Origin of the sequence: Paraburkholderia sp. C35 (assembly GCF_003121405.1) — a bacterium.
Classification (GTDB): domain Bacteria; phylum Pseudomonadota; class Gammaproteobacteria; order Burkholderiales; family Burkholderiaceae; genus Paraburkholderia.
This window is the reverse complement of sequence record NZ_QBUY01000014.1, coordinates 115,329-133,909: the sequence shown is the minus strand read 5'-3', so window position 1 is coordinate 133,909 and position 18,581 is coordinate 115,329. Positions and strand designations below refer to the sequence as shown.

The 18,581-nt window shown below is 55.6% G+C and carries 14 protein-coding genes and 1 pseudogene; 3 read left to right on the top strand and 12 right to left on the bottom strand.

Annotated features, from left to right (window positions below; genetic code table 11):
- Positions 1-563, bottom strand: a pseudogene (locus DK391_RS12155) (hemagglutinin-related protein); the annotation flags it as partial.
- A 49-nt stretch (positions 564-612) separates the two neighbouring features.
- Complete coding sequence (locus tag DK391_RS12150) at positions 613-1,842, bottom strand: ShlB/FhaC/HecB family hemolysin secretion/activation protein (RefSeq protein ID WP_239482797.1); 1,230 nt, start codon at positions 1,840-1,842, stop codon at positions 613-615.
- Here DK391_RS12150 and DK391_RS45590 point away from each other — a divergent pair.
- Complete coding sequence (locus DK391_RS45590; RefSeq protein WP_275426817.1) at positions 1,837-1,971, top strand: hypothetical protein; 135 nt, start codon at positions 1,837-1,839, stop codon at positions 1,969-1,971. The two genes, DK391_RS12150 and DK391_RS45590, sit on opposite strands and share 6 nt — an antisense overlap.
- Before the next feature lie 892 nt (positions 1,972-2,863).
- On the opposite strand, the gene DK391_RS12145 is transcribed toward DK391_RS45590, so the two are convergent.
- The 4 genes from DK391_RS12145 to DK391_RS12130 all read right to left on the bottom strand — a co-directional run bounded on the left by DK391_RS12145 (position 2,864) and on the right by DK391_RS12130 (position 7,978).
- Complete coding sequence (locus DK391_RS12145) at positions 2,864-3,499, bottom strand: NAD(P)H-binding protein (protein WP_109478241.1); 636 nt, start codon at positions 3,497-3,499, stop codon at positions 2,864-2,866.
- A gap of 121 nt (positions 3,500-3,620) precedes the next feature.
- Entirely contained in the window at positions 3,621-5,162 is a 1,542-nt protein-coding gene (locus tag DK391_RS12140; RefSeq protein WP_204117348.1) for a DHA2 family efflux MFS transporter permease subunit, read from the bottom strand.
- The gene (locus DK391_RS12135) at positions 5,159-6,454 is read right to left on the bottom strand and encodes an HlyD family efflux transporter periplasmic adaptor subunit (RefSeq protein ID WP_109478240.1); all 1,296 of its coding nucleotides are present in this window, start codon (positions 6,452-6,454) and stop codon (positions 5,159-5,161) included. Before DK391_RS12135 ends, DK391_RS12140 begins: the two co-directional genes overlap by 4 nt.
- Positions 6,455-6,463: 9 nt before the next feature.
- A complete protein-coding gene (locus tag DK391_RS12130; protein WP_109478239.1) occupies positions 6,464-7,978 on the bottom strand; it encodes an efflux transporter outer membrane subunit in 1,515 nt (504 codons plus the stop codon).
- A gap of 308 nt (positions 7,979-8,286) precedes the next feature.
- On the opposite strand from DK391_RS12130, the gene DK391_RS12125 reads away from it, so the two are divergent.
- The gene (locus DK391_RS12125; RefSeq protein WP_162600801.1) at positions 8,287-8,739 is read left to right on the top strand and encodes a MarR family transcriptional regulator; all 453 of its coding nucleotides are present in this window, start codon (positions 8,287-8,289) and stop codon (positions 8,737-8,739) included.
- Between the two features lie 289 nt (positions 8,740-9,028).
- Here the strand turns inward: DK391_RS12125 and DK391_RS12120 are convergent, their stop codons facing one another.
- Entirely contained in the window at positions 9,029-9,442 is a 414-nt protein-coding gene (locus DK391_RS12120) for a MarR family transcriptional regulator (protein ID WP_109478237.1), read from the bottom strand.
- A gap of 879 nt (positions 9,443-10,321) precedes the next feature.
- On the bottom strand, positions 10,322-11,506 hold the full coding sequence (locus DK391_RS12115) for a thiolase family protein (protein ID WP_204117350.1): 1,185 nt from the start codon (positions 11,504-11,506) through the stop codon (positions 10,322-10,324).
- Between the two features lie 1,254 nt (positions 11,507-12,760).
- On the opposite strand from DK391_RS12115, the gene DK391_RS12110 reads away from it, so the two are divergent.
- On the top strand, positions 12,761-13,777 hold the full coding sequence (locus DK391_RS12110; protein ID WP_109478236.1) for a zinc-dependent alcohol dehydrogenase family protein: 1,017 nt from the start codon (positions 12,761-12,763) through the stop codon (positions 13,775-13,777).
- 146 nt (positions 13,778-13,923) lie between these two features.
- Here the strand turns inward: DK391_RS12110 and DK391_RS12105 are convergent, their stop codons facing one another.
- The 4 genes from DK391_RS12105 to DK391_RS12090 all read right to left on the bottom strand — a co-directional run bounded on the left by DK391_RS12105 (position 13,924) and on the right by DK391_RS12090 (position 18,556).
- The gene (locus tag DK391_RS12105) at positions 13,924-15,486 is read right to left on the bottom strand and encodes a long-chain fatty acid--CoA ligase (RefSeq protein WP_109478235.1); all 1,563 of its coding nucleotides are present in this window, start codon (positions 15,484-15,486) and stop codon (positions 13,924-13,926) included.
- Positions 15,487-16,060: 574 nt separating this feature from the next.
- Positions 16,061-17,038 (bottom strand): nitronate monooxygenase family protein, encoded by a 978-nt coding sequence (locus DK391_RS12100; protein WP_109478234.1) that lies wholly within the window; start codon positions 17,036-17,038, stop codon positions 16,061-16,063.
- Between the two features lie 121 nt (positions 17,039-17,159).
- The gene (locus tag DK391_RS12095; RefSeq protein WP_109478233.1) at positions 17,160-17,669 is read right to left on the bottom strand and encodes a tautomerase family protein; all 510 of its coding nucleotides are present in this window, start codon (positions 17,667-17,669) and stop codon (positions 17,160-17,162) included.
- Between the two features lie 95 nt (positions 17,670-17,764).
- Complete coding sequence (locus DK391_RS12090; protein ID WP_109478232.1) at positions 17,765-18,556, bottom strand: enoyl-CoA hydratase-related protein; 792 nt, start codon at positions 18,554-18,556, stop codon at positions 17,765-17,767.
- Between the last annotated feature and the right edge of the window lie 25 nt (positions 18,557-18,581).

The window sequence follows — 18,581 nt, the reverse complement described above, 5'->3', positions numbered from 1 at the left end:
GTCCCTGCGCTGGCGACCTGATAAATCAGATTGCCCAAGTCCTTGCCCAAGAGTTCCGCGTTCGCATCACCTCCAACCGTCAAAGCAGTTTGCATCTGGCTTATCTGGGTTTGAAGCGACGACACAATTTGCGCGCCAAGCGCTTCCCGAACCTGAGGATCAGAAATGAGTGCCGCAAGACCGTTCAGACCCGTTATTGGGTCAGACAGGAACTGCGCAAGTCCTTGCAGATCAGTCAGCCCTGCCGATGCAAGACCTTTTGCCACGCCGGTCGTCGTCAACGCATCCTGCTTAAGGCTAACGCCCGCCCACTTGCCGGCCGTTTTCAACTGGCAAAGTGCGTTGCCGTTACAGGCGATCAAGTCCTTCTGGGCTTGCACAATCTGCTGCGTGGCCAGCCAGTTGTTTTCGACCTCTGCCTGCGCCGCGTTTACCGTCGTCGCCGTGTTCGATGAACCTCCCACAGTGGCAATGCCTGCGACCAGCGTGTCGACCAGGTTTTCCTTGGCCTGCTTCTGCTGTTCCGTCTCGTTCGGATCGGTATCGCTAAAGAGATTGGTCAATAGACTAGCCGTTGCCGCACCCAAGGCGCCAGCGCCACAACTTTGGCTGCTACAGCACGTTGGGCGTGTTCTGCGCACGCACCGTCGCCGTGTAGCGGAGCGCAACGCCAGCGATTGTGAACGGCACGCTCAAGGTCGTGTCGAGCGTTTCCATCTGGTAATAGGACGTGGGCGCTCCGCCGCTCACACCTGGCAGATCCGGTTGCGCGCCGAACCACGACACGCCCCATCGATAGGCAATCGTGCTGTCTAACTGCGCGGCGCCAAAGTAGTGCTTGTGTTCCCAGCCGATTTCCACGTAGCTGTTGTCGCGATGCTGGACGTCGATTTCCGAGCCATCGATGAAAGCTTCACTGAAGCGCTTGCCGAAGCGGAATTCGAGCGAGTTCTTCTGCACCTGGTTGCGATAGAACTGGTATTCCGTCTTCACGTCGAACGTTTCAGACTTGCCGCTCGACACCAGCGTGCTAAACGCCCCGGCGATCTGCTGGTGATAGTTGTACTGGCTCGCAGTCGCGGTGAACGTCCAGTTGCCCCACGGAATCGAGTAATAAGCGTTGCTGCCGTGCGTGCCGTATCGGCTCTCATGACCGTTGATGTCGTAGCTGTAGCCGACGTTGAGCAGATCAGACAGGCCGAGGGGATTGTCGACTGTCAGGCTTACGCTACCCTGTAGCTGGCCTGTCGACTTCAGCCCGCTGTCGTCCGCGCTCACTGCCAGCGACCACAGTTTCTGACGCTTGACTGTGATGACCACGTCGCTTTCGCCCGCCGAAGGTCCAGGCACGATCTGCATGTCGACGTCCTGATTCGGCACGCGCTTCATCTGCTCGAGCCCTTGCTCAAGATTGCGCAGATTCAGCAGGTCGCCTGCTCGCGCTGGAAAGGCATTGCGCCATGTGCCATACGTCGAGGGATCGGCAAAACGGATGTCGCTGATCACACCGGGAATTAGCTGAAGCTTCAGCTTGCCTGTCGACAGATCCTGCTGTCCGATGACGACGCGCGTGGTCGAGTACCCCTTGTCGATGATGCGTGCCATCACACGATGTACGATTAGGTTAAGCCCCTCGCGTCCGACGCACTGTCCGACATAGCGCTGCAGATAGTCCCGTGCAAACGTTAGCTCGCCAAGGAAAAGAGGGTTGGGTGATAGCGCGCGTGCGCCTGCTGCTTCAACGGTGTCGCTCAAACCAGGCGGAACTTCGAGCGTCAATTCGTCAATCTTGAAGCAGGGTATTTCGACGGGCAGCTTGCCGTCGTCGATCTCGGCATGCACGGCAGGCTGAAGTTCGACCTTGGGTGCTTGAAAGGTGCGCTCGCGCTCGATCGCCTGTTCCTGCGCACGGCGTCGCTGTTCCTGTTCGCCAAGCGGATCGGCTACCTGTGCATGGGCGATGTGCGCTGAAGAAGCGACAAAGAGCGCCCCGCAAAGAAGCGGGAACTGATGGCGTCCGAGCCCAAAGAAAAACCACTTGCTCCTTCGGACGTGCGCGCGCCTGCCGAGCCGTGTGGGACGGCCTGGATTGTTATTCTTCATGGCGGCGAAATTATCGAGACGCTATTGCGCGTGCTACGAGCGATAACGTCGTTACTCGTTCGTCACATGCATCTCGAATAAATAAGACGCACGATTCCACGCCCGTCCCGGCACTACGTCGCGCAACTCCCACACCGTGTCGACGCATAACAACAGCGGCGTTTGCGTCAGCACTATTCTGCTTGCCAGTTGCAGTTCTCTCGACAGCGACCAGCATTCCCCGAGTCCGGCTGTGTGCCAGCCGACAAGTTGTTTTGTTCATTATTTTTTGCGCTACTAGTAGTTCTATAAGCGCGCGTAATGTACCAGAAACATTTAGTAACAACTGTCAAAACGAGCAAGTTCGATGCTGGGATGCAACACGTCATGCAAAGCGCATCAGGGGCAACACATCGTTAGAACGCGCAATCGATTTGTTGCAGACACCACTCAGGTCAGCAGGTGCGTGTAACGCCCACGGTGAACTTCCCGAGCTAACGCGTACATCCGTGCTCGTTGTTTGATCAACGAATGCTGATGCAACTGTATCGCCCTCGTATTGGTCGACATTCGCTCCTTGCCGACAGCAAGGTAGCAATTAGGCAGATTGGCTACCGATTTTCTCTTTTGAACCAGGCTCGTGAGAAAGCAACGTCTGTGCGACGTCGCTTGCCTACGTTCTCCGCTCTCACCTCAACGTGACAGAACTCGGCACGCATTGCCTGCGCAGCTCTAGACGCTTTGTTAAATCCGTGTAAGAGCCCCGTCACTCTATCGAGTGTTAGTAACCCGCCGTCATTCGACTGCGCAGAAACTGAGGATTCTCTAGCTCGTCGAGCACAGCTACTGCAAAATCCTCTGCTGAGATCGTGCTTTTTCCAGCATCGTTCATCAGCAGCTGGTCGCGTCCTGTACGATAGTTTCCAGTTCTCTCGCCGGGCTCAATCATTGCCGGCGGTGCAAAGTAAGTCCAGTTCACTTTGGACGAACTGTAAATGCCATACACATCAATCAGGGCCAGCGCAAGCGCCTTTCGCTCTACGGGAAACATCGGCAAGTCGACAACCCGCACGCCCGGCGCCGCTTCCAGACCGCCAGCACCGCCGACCATGGCCAGTCGAGGTGCTGTGGGTTTGGCAGCCTCTACTGCAGCGATTAGCGTCGAAGCGATAACGTAGACTGCCTCCGGACGATCGCGTGAACTCGTGGCGTCAACGACTACGTCCTGACCGACGATCAGCTTCGCCACCGTTGCCGGATCACTCGCGTCGCCAGTCACCTCGCGCACCTCCGACCCAACGACCTGCGCCTTCGAAGGGCGTCGTGAGACAGCTGTCACTGCATGGCCTCGACGAGCTGCTTCCGCGACGACTCTTTGCCCGATCATTCCCGTAGCGCCAAAAATCAGGATATTCATACTGCTCTCCACTTTGAGTTGATGTATTACGCGTTAATCACAGGAAAACAATCCATCGACCATAAGCCGGTTGAATCAATTCCGTTAGTGAGCTTCTTGACCTGAACTTGCATGGTCGCGTTCAGTGCCCCACCGCAGCCGTCCGCGTTTCGTTGGGCGACACAAGCAACAGCAGCGGAAGGAGACACAGATATACGATGCCTAGCACCTTGAAGTTGTCCAGATAAGACAGCAGCGTCGCCTGGTCAATGATGTTCTGGTAGACGTACGCCATGGTCGTAGAAGCGTTAGAGGACACACCCAACGCGCTTCCAATCTGCTGCGCGTAGTCCGGATAGGCCGGATTCAGATGATGCGCGTACTCGACCAGACGACTCTGATGGAATTGCTCACGACGGGTCAATAGTGTCGAGCAGAAGGAGATGCCAATACTTCCGCCGAAATTCCGTGCAAGGTTGATCAGGGCCGACGCATTGTTAATCCTGGCCGGTGGTATCCCGCGAAATGCCAATGCGGTGAGTGGTACAAACAGGAATGCCAGCGACAGACTCTGGCCCATCCGAGCAAATACCAGGTAGCGGTAGGAAATATCCAGATAGAAATTCGTCGTCCACAACAGACTCACCCTGCCAATCAGCAGACCAATTCCGATAAGTACCCTGACGTCAACCTTGCCAACGACGCGACCGATCATCGGCATCAGCAGAATGATAAGTATCCCCCCCGGGGTGAGGACCATCCCTGCATCGATTGCCCGATAGCCCATCATGTTCTGAGCGTACGCTGGTATAAGGAAAGTACTGCCGAGCAGCATGAAGCCAACTACCAGCATCAGAAAAAACGTAATGGCGAAGTCACGCTCTCCCAGAAGACGCAAATCGACCATTGGACTTGGATGACGCAATTCCCACCATATCAGCAATACAAACGCGGCGGCTGAGACGAGCGACATGACGGTAATGAAATCCGACCCGAACCAGTCGGCGTCCTGCCCCCGATCCATCACAATCTGCAGGCAGCCGAGACTCAACGTCACCAGAGCAAATCCGATCCAGTCAACTGTTCCGGTCGATACGGCATTGCGTGCGACTGGCTTTTCACGAATTAGCGCAATCACGCAAAAAACGAGGGCAATCCCCACGGGAACGTTGATGAAAAAGATCCAGCGCCAGGAATAATCGTCGGTAATCCAGCCGCCCAAGGTTGGACCCACAGTCGGCCCAACGACGGCTGCGATGCCATACACAGCACTCGCCATGCCTCGCTTCTCAGGTGGGAAGGTGTCGGCAAGGATAGCTTGCCCAGACGGCTGCAGCCCTCCTCCAGCAGCGCCTTGCAACGCTCGCAGGACAATGAGCGACCCAAGATTAGGTGCGAGCCCACAAAGGAGCGACGCTACGGTAAAGCTCGCAATGCACACGAGAAAAAACCGCTTTCTCCCGAACGTATTTGAAAGCCACCCCGAGATTGGCATGACGATTGCATTCGTGACAAGGTAGCTCGTCAGTACCCAGGTAGACTCGTTCTGACTCGACGAAAGGTCACCAGCAATGTGAGGTAGCGAGACGTTTGCGATAGAGATGTCCATGATCTCCATGAATGCCGCCAACGCGACTACCAACGCAACCAGCCAGGGATTCGTCTCCTGTCCGGGCTGTTTCACCGCACTCTCCGGTTAACATCCGCAGACGAGACCACAGCCGGCGCATTACCCAGATTCGTCGCGACGATTTTCCTGATCTCGTCCTCGGCACCTGACATCTGGTCACCGTACGCGCCTGTATCTAACGCCGCAGACCACACGGGCTTCTCGGACAGCGACGAGCCATCGAGGTTGGACGTGTTGACGTCTACTGTGGTCGAAAGTCCAACGAATAGAGGATGATGCGAAAGCTCTTGTGGGTCTAAGCCAATGCGTACTGGTAGGCGCTGGACAATCTTGATCCAGTTCCCCGACGCGTTTTGCGCAGGCAGAACGGCGAGCGCGCTGCCTGTCCCTGCGTTCAAACCAAGGACTTTGCCGTGATATGTGACATGAGAGCCGTAGATATCAGCTTCCACGTTCACCGGCTGGCCAATACGCAAATCGCGGAGCTGATTTTCCTTGAAGTTCGCATCGATCCACACAGCATCAACTGGGACAATGGCAAGCAGCTCAGTGGATGGCGAGACCTGCTGGCCGAGTTGCACAGAACGTCGAACGACATATCCCGACACTGGAGCAACAATTTTCGTTCGCGCGGCAGCCAGCCAGGCTGTTCGCAGGCCGGCTTCGGCCTGAAGCACGCGCGGATGCGTATCGGGACTCGCACCAACAATCGCCGCACGAGCACTGGCTAAGGTTGCCCGGGCCTGGTCAAGTGTTGCCCGTGAACTGCGAACAGCATGTTCGTCGTGCTCAATCGTCTCTTGCGAGACCCCGTGGACGGCGAATACCGCGCGGTCTCGCTCGAGATCCTGCGTCGCCTGCGTAAGCTGCGTCTGCGCCGACACGACCGCGGCCGAATCCCGCGTCTCTTCAGTGAAGAGCTGCGCAACTTCGCGCACGGTCTGCCCGAGGTTTGCCTCAGCCTGCTCGAGCGCAAACTCATTATCGTGAGGATCAAGCTGTGCGAGAACCTGACCACGCTGCACGAATTGCGTCTGGTCAGTGTTGATTGCGACCACAGTCCCTGAAGTCTGAGGCGTCAATCGGACCATATTGCCGTTGACATACGCGTCGTCCGTGTTGACCCGGTTGCGTTCAAAAACGAAATAGTAGAAACCTACGCCGGCGATTACAAGAAGCGCGCCTATCATCAGGACGTTCCCAGCACGTCCGCGCTTGCGGGGCTGAGTCTTGTCTGTAGCATCCGCTGGTTGTTGCTGAGGCAGATCTTGCTTTGATTGACTCTGATTCTGGCCGAGCGGAGATTGCCCGGAACCATGCTGCCGAGAATTGTCTTGTTCACTCATGGAAATTTCCTAGCGAACCACTGCTTTGCGAGGAGCAATGGGCACGGATTGTGTGGAAGCAACGGGCTGCAAGCTTGGGTCCTCGGAAGCGTTCCACCATCCGCCGCCAAGCGCATGAAACAGGCCTGCAATATCAGTGAAGCGCTGTGCGTCGGCATGCACCTGGGACAGAACAGCGTCCTGATACTGTTGCTCGGCCGTCAATACCTGAAGCTCGGTGTAGCGCCCTGCTCGATATTGCGCATTCGCAAGATCGCGATTTTGACGAGCGGCCTCCAGCGCGCGATTGTGAGCAAGATAGCTGTCACCATCGTGCTCGAGTGCACGCAAAGTGTTCGCGACCTCAACAAACGCTGCGAGGACTGTGCTGCGATAGGTCGAAGCAGCTTGCAAATACTGCTCTCGTGCTTCCTTCTGGCGTGCAGCGAGCGTTCCGCCCTGGAAAATGGGCGCTGCCATCTGCGGGCCGAACGACCAGACACCGCCCGCAGCTTTGAAAAACTCTCCAGCGAACGTCGTCTGCTGCGCGTACTGGCCAGAAATGCTGAACGACGGCAAGCGCGCCGCTGTAGCTACGCCAATCCGGGCACTCGCCTCGTGTAAAAGGTCTTCTGCGGCAAGGATATCTGGGCGATGTCGAACCAGGTCCGAAGGCACGGACACTGGTACCTGTCTGGGAATTGCAAAATCCCGAAGCGATACCGCCGGCATGACGAACTCGTCAGGCGTGCGTCCGCACAACTGCGCCAGCGCATTGCGATACACGTCGCGCTGTTGCTCTAACCCCGGCAGCGTAGCTTCTGTGTTGGCGAGCTGGGTTTTAGCCTGATAGGTATCGCTACGCGTAATCTTGCCCGCATTCTCAAGCGTTTGAGTCAGGTTATATTGATCGCGCAGATCTGCAATCAGATCCTCAGTCGTCTTGATTTGCGCTTCAGTGGAAGCAAAGTTAAAAGCAGCTTCTACAACCTGATCGACTAACGTAATGTACGTATTGAGCGTTTGGTCGCGCACATTCGAAGCAGCGGCACCTTGGGCTTCAATAGAACGTCGTATCCCGCCAAACACGTCCAGGTCGTAGGCCATGGATGGCCCCAATGCAAAGCGGTTTCCCGTGGCATCAAGACCATTCACCGGCTCCAGCAAAAAACTACCATTGATATGTTGGCGACCGATATTGCCGGTCGCATCAATCTGCGGCAGTGCTGTTCCCGACACAGCCTGGAGTTCCCGCTGCGCAGCAACCAGCCCGTGGCGAGCGGCCTCAAGGTCCGGGTTAGCCTCAAGTGCCTGCCTCACCAACCCGTTTAATGCATCAGACCGAAAGAGCTGATACCAGTTGTTTGCCACGTCAGAGCCGAAGGTGACAGCAGGAGCCGCGTCAGTCCTCGGCGCTGAGAGCGAATAGCCAGCCGATGCTGAAGTCTGCGGCCTCTGAAAATCCGGGCCCACAGTACACGCCGATCCAAGCGCGGCTGTCGCGCATAACGCAAGTATTTTCTTGCCTAAACGTCGAGAAATCATTGCGGCACCCCTTGCCGCATCGAGACCCGCCCGTCCGCAACGCTCGCCGCCTCCAGCGCCGAGCAATCGCGATTGCACCGGGCAACGCGACAATAACAGCCATCGTACAAGTCTCTCGCCGCAGCGCCGTCAAACGGGACGGTCAACATTCTTTGCATTGGATACCGCTCAATTTTGATTAGCTCAAAAACAAGATACTTTAATTAGAGTAGAATGTAAACCGGCTTCTCGGAGCGCTCGTGCCCGCTCCTCGTCGATGAGCGGGCATTGATATCTTCAGAACAACTGCACTACAAGGAGTTACGCTCGTGACAACACCCGATAGCGACATCCCGCTCGGAGAACGTTGGCCAAGTCTGCTTTTGCGAAGGACCTCGCGTCTGGTCGAAAAGCGGATGCAATTGCGCTTTTCGATGGACCAGTCCTTTGAAGAGTGGATGGCCCTAAAGCTCATCGCGGATGAAGTTGTCGAATACGCTGGCGACCTTGCCCGTGAGTTCAATATCGGAACCGGCGCTACCACGGGACTGATTGATGGCCTGGAAAAGAAGGAGCTTGTCGAACGCGATCGTTCAGGGAAAGATCGTCGGCTGGTCCGACTGAAGCTCACACGAAAAGGCAGAGAGCACTACCGCAAGATGGCACCGGAGATGGCCAATTGCTGGAAGGGATGGCTGAAAGATTTCAGCAATGAAGAAGTGGGGCAGCTAATCACGCTGCTGACGAAGTTGCAAACCGCGCTGGAGCATGATGAAAGCTGACAATCGTTGGCGTCGAGCAAGTCCCGCACCCATGTCCGAATCTTGCTCCTCCTTTCAAGAACTGATTGGGGAAGAACTGCGCCCATGATCCAAACGCCGTTATCGATGAAAAACTGAAGACACGGCATGTGGCAAGCCCGAGGAGTGGCGAAGTCACTTGCCGGTCACGCGTCGATGGCGCGCGGATCATTCCAGCCGGCATTTACTCACTTGCAATATCGGGAAGCGAGACGCAAGTTTCAGGTTGTCTCGCCCATTGCCACGCGAAAGCGCGTGGCAGATCCTTTCGTCAGAGAACTCTGCGGATGTCGAGCATGCACCCGGAGACAGCATGAAAGAGATCTCCGCCGATCTTTTCAGAGATGTTGCGCATCGCACGCTTGTTGGCCTGGACTAACCCCGCCTTCAATGCCAACCCGGCTTTCGTGGGGATCAGCAGACACTCCCGTCTGTCCTCCAGCCGGTATTCCCGTTTGACGAGATGCTTCTTGCACAATCCGTCCACCAGTCGAGACGCCGAAGGTCTTCCGACGACTAACACCTTGGCCAGCTTGCTAGGGGTGAACCCGGGTGATTCGAGCACAGCCTGCAGAGCGACGGCCTGAGGCGGCGTCAAATCAAGATCGGCGTACGCAGCAGCCCACTCACGTTCCATCAGGCGTGACAACGATGCAGAATTGAAGTACAGGTTTTCGTCAAACATACATTCGTGCGGTCTATCAGATAATCGAATTCCGCGCTCGGAGCGTCAAACGCAAATATGCGCGGGCCTATCGCCTGTCCCGCCATAGACTGCAAAGCGATCAAGGCTGCTGACGACCGCTAATAACCTGCGATACCCCAGCGTCCTGTGTCCTTTTGTGGGGCATGTCAACGATCGTGCTGGAGCGAACCAGCCAGCGTCCAATTATGCACACTTTCCTCTTCCGGAGAAATGACTGCATTGCATAACACTCTTACCGGCGACGCATCTCAAGAATTCGTGCCTTGGCAAAACAATAGGTATATCAAGATCTGACCGCATCAATCAATATGTGCTAATACACATATTGATTGATTCCAAGACTTAATATTGTCAATTTTTGTTTGTATTCTTTGACACTTATCCATTTTGGACTATGATGTCAAAGATAACAGGTTGGTAACCTGCGTTCTCGGAAATATTCTTTGCAGTCGTTGAATCGAGTGCACGGAGTATTTCATTGAACCTGGCGATATTGTTCGTTCGCTATATCAGCTGCCAACCGCCGCTCTAAACACATCAGGAAAAACCATGAGTCTCTTCCTCTTGTTGCCGACTTTCTCGCATCCCGATGCTTACAGGTCACGCTACCGCCACAAATTCTCCTTGCAGACTTCCCAGCGATTAGTCGCTCCGAAGGTCAGGGACTCAATGTTGAACCTTGTTCGAAAACTGCTCTGTTTGCCATCGATTTGAGCGGAGCATCCCAGCGCCCCGCTTTCCCTAAATCGGCTATCCGCCGAAAATCTGCTGGCCGACTGTAGAAAACGTCGAAACCACCAGCGCTACGACGTTTTCGGATCGGAATCAGGCATCTCGGCGCTTTGCCGGGACACCGAGTTATAGAGCTTCGAGTGCCAGGGCAATTCCCTGCCCCCCGCCAATACACATCGTTACGACTCCACGCCTGACGCCATCGCGGCGCATGGAGTGAATCAGTCGCGTGGTCAGAATAGCGCCCGTCGCTCCAATCGGATGCCCATGTGCAATTGCACCGCCTTCGACATTGATAACATCAACGGGAAGGCCCAGTTGTTGTGCGACTGCCAGTGGCACAACCGAAAACGCTTCGTTAATTTCATAGCGTTCCACCTGATCAAGCGTCCAACGCGCTCGCTGCAACGCCATCTGAACAGCGGGTACCGGGCCAAGACCAAACATGCCCGGTTCGACAGCGCCAATACCGAAGCTGACCAGACGCGCGACCGGCTCGATGTCGCGTCGCTCGGCGTAGGCCCATTCGGCAATAATCATGGCTGCAGCGGCACTATTAACGCCAGGTGAGTTACCGGCAGTAATGCTTCCGTCTGGACGGAATGCGGGCTTGATCCTAGATAGTGTTTCTACCGTTGTTTCTGGGCGCGGGTGCTCGTCGCGGTTAAACGTGATAGACCCTTTCCGGCCTTCAAGAGTTAGCGGAACAATCTCTGCGTCGAAACGACCTGCATTTTGAGCGCGAGCAAAGAGTTGCTGAGAGCGTGCGGCCCAACTATCCTGCATATCCCGCGAAATCGACAGTTCAGTCGCCAGATCTTCAGTGTGCCAGCCTGAATGCTTACCAGAGAAAGCATCATCAAGACCGTCGCGCAGCAGACTATCAATGACCTGAGCATTTCCCATGCGATTGCCAAATCGTCCCCCTTCCAGCATATAGGGCGCGCGTTCCATGCTTTCCATACCGCCCGCAACAGCCAGGTTGCCGTAACCGAGCATGATCTCTTGCGCCGCGCTCACAATTGCCTGCGCACCAGAACCGCATACTCGATTGACTGTCATCGCAGGAACTTCGACTGGCACACCAGCGTTCACCGCTGCCTGCCGCGCGGGGTTCATACCGTTTCCCGCCTGAATCACATTACCCATCGTCACGGACGCAAGTTGCGAAACGTCGACACCCCCTCGACGAAGCGTCTCCCGCACAGCGGCTGCACCGAGATCCGTTGCAGGCACATCTTTCAGTGAACCGTTAAACGCCCCAATAGCCGTTCGGACAGGATGACAAATGACAATTTCGCGCGACATCAAATTAGCTCCTTGGGCCACATACAGCGCCAGCATCTGCAGCGCTTGCCCAATATGAAAAATCTCAGCTCCTAATACCGGGAGGAAACCTTTTCTTGTGCGCCTTAGTCCTCCCACCCCGCTTATCCAGCAACCGTGTAATACGCTGGCCAACTTCATAAAAGCTGCTAAGCCTCGCGTCTAGCTTTCCATCGAAGATCTCGATGTTGACCATGTTGTCGGATATCACGGCTTCCATTATTCGCGATAACCACGCATCAGATTGGTAGCCTCGCTGAAAGACTGAATTGATACTTCGCGCACTCGGCGAAGCTGCCGAAATTTAGTACGATCCAGATTCGACGTGTGCGCACTACGGATGTGACTTGTGCGTCGCAAAGAGCTTTTGCGAAAAGAGGTGCCTCCGGAACCTGTCACCCGATCTCGCATGCACGGCTTCGGCCGTGCTTTTTTTTGCGGCATGTCAGCGTCTCGCCTACTCGCCTACTCGGCAACTCGGCAACTCGGCAACTCGGCAACTGCCACTGACGATAACAACTTGCACAATCAGACTCGCACGTGGGAAGTATTTGGGCCCGCAGTGACCCAAGCCTTTCATCAATTCAACTACGCCGGCTATCGATACGTCCGCATATAAAGTAGATCGAGAGGGATCTCTAATTCACACCGCGCGCCAGACGAGTCCTGGACGAACTCATACCGTTCCCGATTTTTTCGAATTGGTCGTGGCCTCTTCCCCCATCGTGCCATCAAGAACGCTCCATAGCGTCTATGTCACCGCACGAAGTGCCAGCGCCTACACAGGCTATATTTGCAAATGTGTCGTTTGCACACTATGATAATATTGCACTAGGGCATGTCGGTTATCGAGACTGTTGTAGGCAGAAAGCTAGTTGATCAGCGCCACAACGTTGCGAACGGTTGGCGCTTAGGCACCGCTGACAGGCCATCACCAGGCAGCGAAGCGAAGTTGGCTGAAATAGTGTGGCTGGCTGCAAAGTTTTTTGCGATCGATTGAGGACTTGGCGCCCGAGTAATACTCGCTCAAGGGCCCGCTTCTATCCAATCGAAGTTCTCAGGCGAGAGGCGTGTGAGACTGATGCTCGCTCACAGTTTCACCGTACGAACCGAATCGACACAGGGAATGCTTTCCAAAAAATGCAATTGTGTTGTGCACACACTGTTTATTTAATCTGATTAACGTTTACTATCGAAAATCTGCTCCGATTGGACGCGGACTCTCACAAGGAGATGTAGATGAAGACCATGAAAGTGCTTCTAGCGCACTCGTTCGGCGAACCGAAGGACGTCCTGCGAATCGAGGAACGGCCGTTGCCTGAACCGGGCCCTGGTCAGGTCCGTGTTCGCGTCAAAGTGACGCCGATCCACGCGAGCGACCTTAGCGTTCTACGCGATCGCTATGGCTACACCGCTCCACTTCCCGCGATCGTTGGGCTCGAATCGGTCGGCACCATCGACGCCCTCGGCGAAGGTGTCGATGGTCTTACTGTCGGACAAGACGTTATTACCATCGGCATCCCTGGAACATGGCAAGAATATCTGGTTGCTGACAAAACCAAACTTCTACCTGTCCCCAAGGGCATGAGCTTGTCGTCTGCGGCCCAGCTGTTGGTGAACCCTGTGACTGCCGTACTTCTGACGCAGGAAGTCAAGGTGGCGCCGGGTGAATGGCTCGTTCAGACAGCAGCAGGATCTACCGTCGGCAAGATGGTCATCCAGTTAGGCAAGGCCCTGGGCTTCAAGACGATCAACATCGTGCGCCGTCGGGCCGCCGTCGACGATCTCCTGGCGCTCGGTGCAGATGCGGTGATCTGCACGGAAGATGAAGATGTGTCAGCACGCATCAAGGAGATCGCTGGCGAGAACGGCGTATCGAAGGCGCTCGATTGCGTGGCTGGAGAGCTGGGCGCCGAAGTGTCTCGCGCGCTTGCGCCGACGGGCGAACTCCTTGTCTACGGAGCGCTCTCAACGCATCGCCAAACCGAACCTCAGAAACTCGTGATGCCTCTGTCGGCGAAATCGCTCATCTACCAGACAAAGACGGTTCGCGGATTCTGGTTGCTTAGCTGGATCCGATCGGCGACGCCAGCCGAGATTCAGGCTCTCGTCGGCAAGACGCTCAAGCTCGTCAGCGCGGGCGATATCACGATTCCCGAGGGCGTTCCCTATCGGATCGACCAGTTTGCAGAAGCTGTGGTTGCCGCTGAAGCCCCGGCTCACGGTGCGAAACCAGTCTTCGTATTCGAGGACTAAGTTTCTTACGCTCCCAGACACGAGACCTTGATGTGGTCTCGTGTTGACGCGCATTCATGGTGCGAGCTCCGCGACGCTTCTGTTCTACACTCCGGGGAAGCGCTGCAATCCGCTCGGTGGTAGCGACGCGGAGCTCCAGAAACGAGTCAATGTCGGTTTAACTCACGATTTAGCAGCTCGCGTTTCAGAATCTTGCCTGTTGGCCCGAGTGGAAATTCGTTGCAGAACTCGATGATTCGCGGATATTTGTAGGCTCCCATGTTTTCTTTGCACCATGTCAGGAGTTCGTCTTCCGTAATGGTGCTCCCGGGCTTGCGAATCACAAATGCCTTAATCTCCTCGCCATACTTTTCGTCCGGAATGCCGAGAACGGCAGCGAGACTCACCTGAGGATGTGTCACGAGCATTTCCTCGATCTCTCGAGGGTAAACGTTGAAACCACCTCGAATAACAAGGTCTTTGAGACGGTCAACGATGTACAGATAGCCCTCGCTATCCTGACGCGCGATGTCCCCAGTCCTTAGCCAGCCGCCGCGAAGCGCACGGGCTGTCTCGTCCGGGCGTCTGAAGTATCCCTTCATCACATTGTGCCCTCTTACTATCAGCTCGCCCGGATCGCCTGGAGCCACATCTTTGTCGACCTCGTCGACGATGCGTACCTGAACTCCCCATACTGGTAATCCAATCGAGCCCGGCCTGATTGGCCGATCGTGTCGATTGAACGCGACAAACGGGCACGTCTCAGACAACCCATATCCTTCTACGATTTTCACATCGAACTTATCCGTGAAATCGAGCAGCACCTTAAGTGGTATCGGCGCGCCGCCAGATGTAGCAACACGCAATGAATCACGTATCGCGCCGAGATCAGAACGCGAGTTGGCTGCATTCACCAGTTCCCAGTACATGGTGGGCACCCCCGCGAAATACGTGACACGCTCCTGCAGCATCAAATCAAGCGCGTCAGACGCCGAGAATCGGGGAAGCAAGATGAGCGTCGCGCGGGAATAGAAACCCGTGTTCATTTGCGCGGTCTGAGCAAACGAGTGGAACAACGGCAGCGTAATCAGGTGAACGTCGTGGGTGTGCCGCTCGAAGAGATGGTCGTAAAGCCGCGCGTTAAGCAGCATGCTCGAGTGCGTCAATTCGGCACCCTTTGGCTGTCCTGTTGTTCCGCTTGTGTAGATGATTACCGCCGTATCATCTGGGGAAGTCGAAACCGTGTCGAACATTTGTAATTGATTCACCAGCGCAGTTCCGAGCGCTGTAGCTTCCTCAATTGGGGACGCGGCAGACGCATCAGCCGTCATAACAAAGAACGATTCACATCCTTGCGTCGCCTGAAATGCGCCCCACCCCTCCTTGCCCACGGGAAGCTGGTCAGAACCTTCAAAGCAAAAAAATGCCTTTGCTTGCGAGTCTTCCAAGTAATACGCAATCTCTTTTGACTTCAACAAAACATTGAGGGGAACGACGACGCCTCCCGCTTTGAGAATCCCATAATAGACGATGGGAAAGTACGGAAGGTTCGGACACGCGATAGCCACCCTGTCTCCAGGTTTAATACCACTTTGGACAAGCAGATTCGCGACCTGATTTGCCGCTGCATTGACCGCCGCATACGAAAGTCTCTCTGATCCGCACACGACCGCGTCACGATTAGGTTCTTCTCTCGCAGAGTCTTCAAGTAGGACCGCAAGGTTGAGCATTGTTAATTCTCCATTTCAAAAAACACCAAAACTTTTTACGATGCTGCGCCTACGGTCGAATGGGTAACGTTTTAATTATTGCGGTGCTTTACGGATCTCGCGTGGAAGCACCTGCGCCGCTTTGACGGCGCGAGGATCGGTGCTGGTATTAACCGTTGTACAGCTCGAGTGCCAGCACCATGCTGGCCGCTCGAGCTTGATGGACACTTGCGTCTGCCGCGCATAGGCAGCGTCAACAGCTAACCCGTGGTCCTAGTGCTTGGGTGTTACGGCGCGCGACACCACAAGGTGCCTCTTGAGATGAAGGCTGGCACCCGGCGATCGCGCAGCGAAGCACTCACGAGCAGGTCCCTGAAGCGGCAACCTTCCTCGCGGGTGGCTCGCGCTCCTTGTAGTGGATCTGTTGCTCGTCGCGCGGATAACGGCGCACCACAGTGCGTGGCAAGTTCCCTCTGGCGCGATATCGGGTGCCGCTGTTTCGCGGCTTGCCAATACATTGATTTTCACTGCCGTCTCCTGCGTTTGTCTCAGCAGCCCAAAGCCGTCACTCTCCTGAACATGTAGGCGACGCTTACTAGTGGGCCAACATCTTTCCAAGCCGAGTCTGGATAATGCCTTCTGCTGTCGCCATAGTCCGGTCAATCAATTCCTTCACCGTCGGGATGTCATTGATCAAACCGACGACCATACCGCAACTCCAGGCGCCGGCATCCATTTCTCCATCGATCATGACACGGGGATATACGCGCGCGACATATTCGAAGACGTCATCGATTTTCAGCTCCGCCCCTTTCTCACGCTCAATCTCGAGCATTCGATCAACGCCAGCATTGTTGAGAACGCGCTCCGTATTGCGCAACGGCCTCATGACCAGCCGGGTATCCAGCTCGGTTGCTTGCAGAATGGCGTCCTTTACGTTCTGGTGCACAGGTGCCTCGCGAGTTGCAATGAAACGGGTGCCCATGTTGATACCGTCAGCGCCCAGTGAAAGCGCCGCGACAAGGCTGCGACCATCGGCCATGCCACCAGAAGCAACGAACGGGATCGAGAGTTCTTCTTGCGCACGCGGCAAGAGAATCATGTTAGGCATGTCGTCTTCGCCGGGATGGCCGCCACATTCGAACCCGTCGACGCTGACTGCATCGCAACCAATTTTTTCCGCCTTTAGCGCATGCCGGACGGAAGTACACTTGTGAATCACTGTGATTCCAGCCTCTTTAAGCGCCGGCATGTAAGCGTCCGGGCTACGGCCTGCAGTTTCAACAATACGGACTCCGCCTTCGGAGACTGCCTGGATGTACTCTGCGTACGGAGGTGAGGTGAATGTGGGGAGAAAGGTCAGATTGACGCCGAACGGCTTGTCCGTCATCTCGTGGCACTTCGCGATTTCCTTGGCCAACGCCTCAGGGGTCTTTTGAGTCAACCCAGTGATAATTCCGAGTCCACCCGCGTTGGATACAGCCGATGCCAGTTCGGCAAAGCCCACAAAGTGCATCCCGCCCTGAATGATAGGGTGTTGGATTCCGAACAGCTCGGTAATGCGTGTTTTCATCTTGATTCTCCTCTTGAATGCAATGGAAATATGCTGTCAGCAGCGTGCCGCGGGTCCGCCTCCCGCGTTCGGCCGGTGCTCTGCTTGCGGCAAGACCTTCAACTATCGTCGGACCAGGCGGTTAAGCAGATTTTGCTGGCTTCTCCCTGGGCACAGGTTTCAGGTTTTCGGTCAGGACAGGAAGCGTTGCCTTGACTGCGTAACGCATGATGTCCTTGCATCCAAGTGCTCGACCGCCCATGCCCCATGATCCTTCGTCAACTTCACGCAAAATCACCCAAACCCGCATCGCATCGGCGTCTGTAAACGGGGAGCCGTCCGCAGTTAACACCGCTCTTGTGGTCTCGTAGATCAAGCCAGCGCGATGATGTTCATCCATCGTTCCAGCCGGCACGGCCACGTCGACGCGGTAATGAGGCTTACCGGGGACTGAGTCACCCACTAACGCATGCATCACCTCAACTTCATGCGCATAGATCCAAGAGATTTCTTTCGCGTGGGCGGTGCTATCAGCGCGCTCCCATCGCAGAACGATGTCAAGGAGCTCCTTTTCGAGCGCTTGAAGTTGCGAGCGCGAGAACGCCCCCTTCGGCAGGGTGAGGTCAATGAGCGGCAAAGCGAATTTCTCCATTGAACAGGGAGCCTTTTACAAACGCCCCTGAATGCGATGACCCGAGCGGTGCGGCGCGTTTCGACTGAGGTCGCACTTGACGATGCGGTGTCCGACTAGCTTCCTTTAAATGACGGACGACGTTTTTCGGTGAACGCTCGGATACCTTCCCGACCGTCCACGCGATCAGCGGCTGCACTGATCTCTCTCGACTCCCGTTCAAGCTGGGACTCAAGGGGTTCATTGAAACTCTGCAGCAGCAGTCGCTTGACGCCACCATAGGCCTTCGTCGGACCGGCCGCGAGCTTCTCGGCCATGGCGTAGGTAACCTTGAGCACCTCATCTGCGGGCGTAACGCGGTTCACCAATCCCCAGTCCAAGGCTTCCTGGGCTGAAAGGACTCGACCGGTGATGGCAAGTTCCATCGTTCTGCGCATGCCGATAATTCTGGGAAGATAGAATGTGGAGCTGGCATCTGGAGTAAGCCCGATACTGGTGTATGCACTGACGAACGTTGCTTTTTCGGAGGCAAACGCCAGATCACAAGCCCCTACAAAACTCAGACCCGCACCTGCCGCTACGCCGTTCACTGCAGCCAGAACCGGTGCATCTCCCCACGCAAGGCGAGAAATGGCCGAATGAAGATATCCAGTCATTTCCCGAAGCAAAGGTTGAGCGCTGTCTGGATCTGCTGCAAATGCGCTAACGTCGCCCCCCGCGCAGAATGCATGCTCACCTTGACCCGTAAGAACGATGGCCCGAACCTGGTCATCTGTCGTCAGACGGATGGCGCAATCGAACAACTCCTTCGCCATCACGAAGTCCATCGAGTTGTACGATTCGGGGCGAGTAAAGGTGATGGTCGCAATGCCTGCCTTTACCGAAAGGTCGATGCTTGAATAGTTCATCCTGAAGCCTTCGTGAGGTGAGAGA

Coding starts and splice junctions, on each gene's coding strand:
- DK391_RS12105 (WP_109478235.1), bottom strand. CDS start 15,486: ATGCTCAACCTTGCGGTCCTACTTGAAGACTCTGCGAGAGAAGAACCT.
- DK391_RS12095 (WP_109478233.1), bottom strand. CDS start 17,669: ATGGAGAAATTCGCTTTGCCGCTCATTGACCTCACCCTGCCGAAGGGG.
- DK391_RS12100 (WP_109478234.1), bottom strand. CDS start 17,038: ATGAAAACACGCATTACCGAGCTGTTCGGAATCCAACACCCTATCATT.
- DK391_RS12130 (WP_109478239.1), bottom strand. CDS start 7,978: ATGATTTCTCGACGTTTAGGCAAGAAAATACTTGCGTTATGCGCGACA.
- DK391_RS12145 (WP_109478241.1), bottom strand. CDS start 3,499: ATGAATATCCTGATTTTTGGCGCTACGGGAATGATCGGGCAAAGAGTC.
- DK391_RS12090 (WP_109478232.1), bottom strand. CDS start 18,556: ATGAACTATTCAAGCATCGACCTTTCGGTAAAGGCAGGCATTGCGACC.
- DK391_RS12135 (WP_109478240.1), bottom strand. CDS start 6,454: ATGAGTGAACAAGACAATTCTCGGCAGCATGGTTCCGGGCAATCTCCG.
- DK391_RS12120 (WP_109478237.1), bottom strand. CDS start 9,442: ATGTTTGACGAAAACCTGTACTTCAATTCTGCATCGTTGTCACGCCTG.
- DK391_RS12110 (WP_109478236.1), top strand. CDS start 12,761: ATGAAGACCATGAAAGTGCTTCTAGCGCACTCGTTCGGCGAACCGAAG.
- DK391_RS45590 (WP_275426817.1), top strand. CDS start 1,837: ATGCACGGCAGGCTGAAGTTCGACCTTGGGTGCTTGAAAGGTGCGCTC.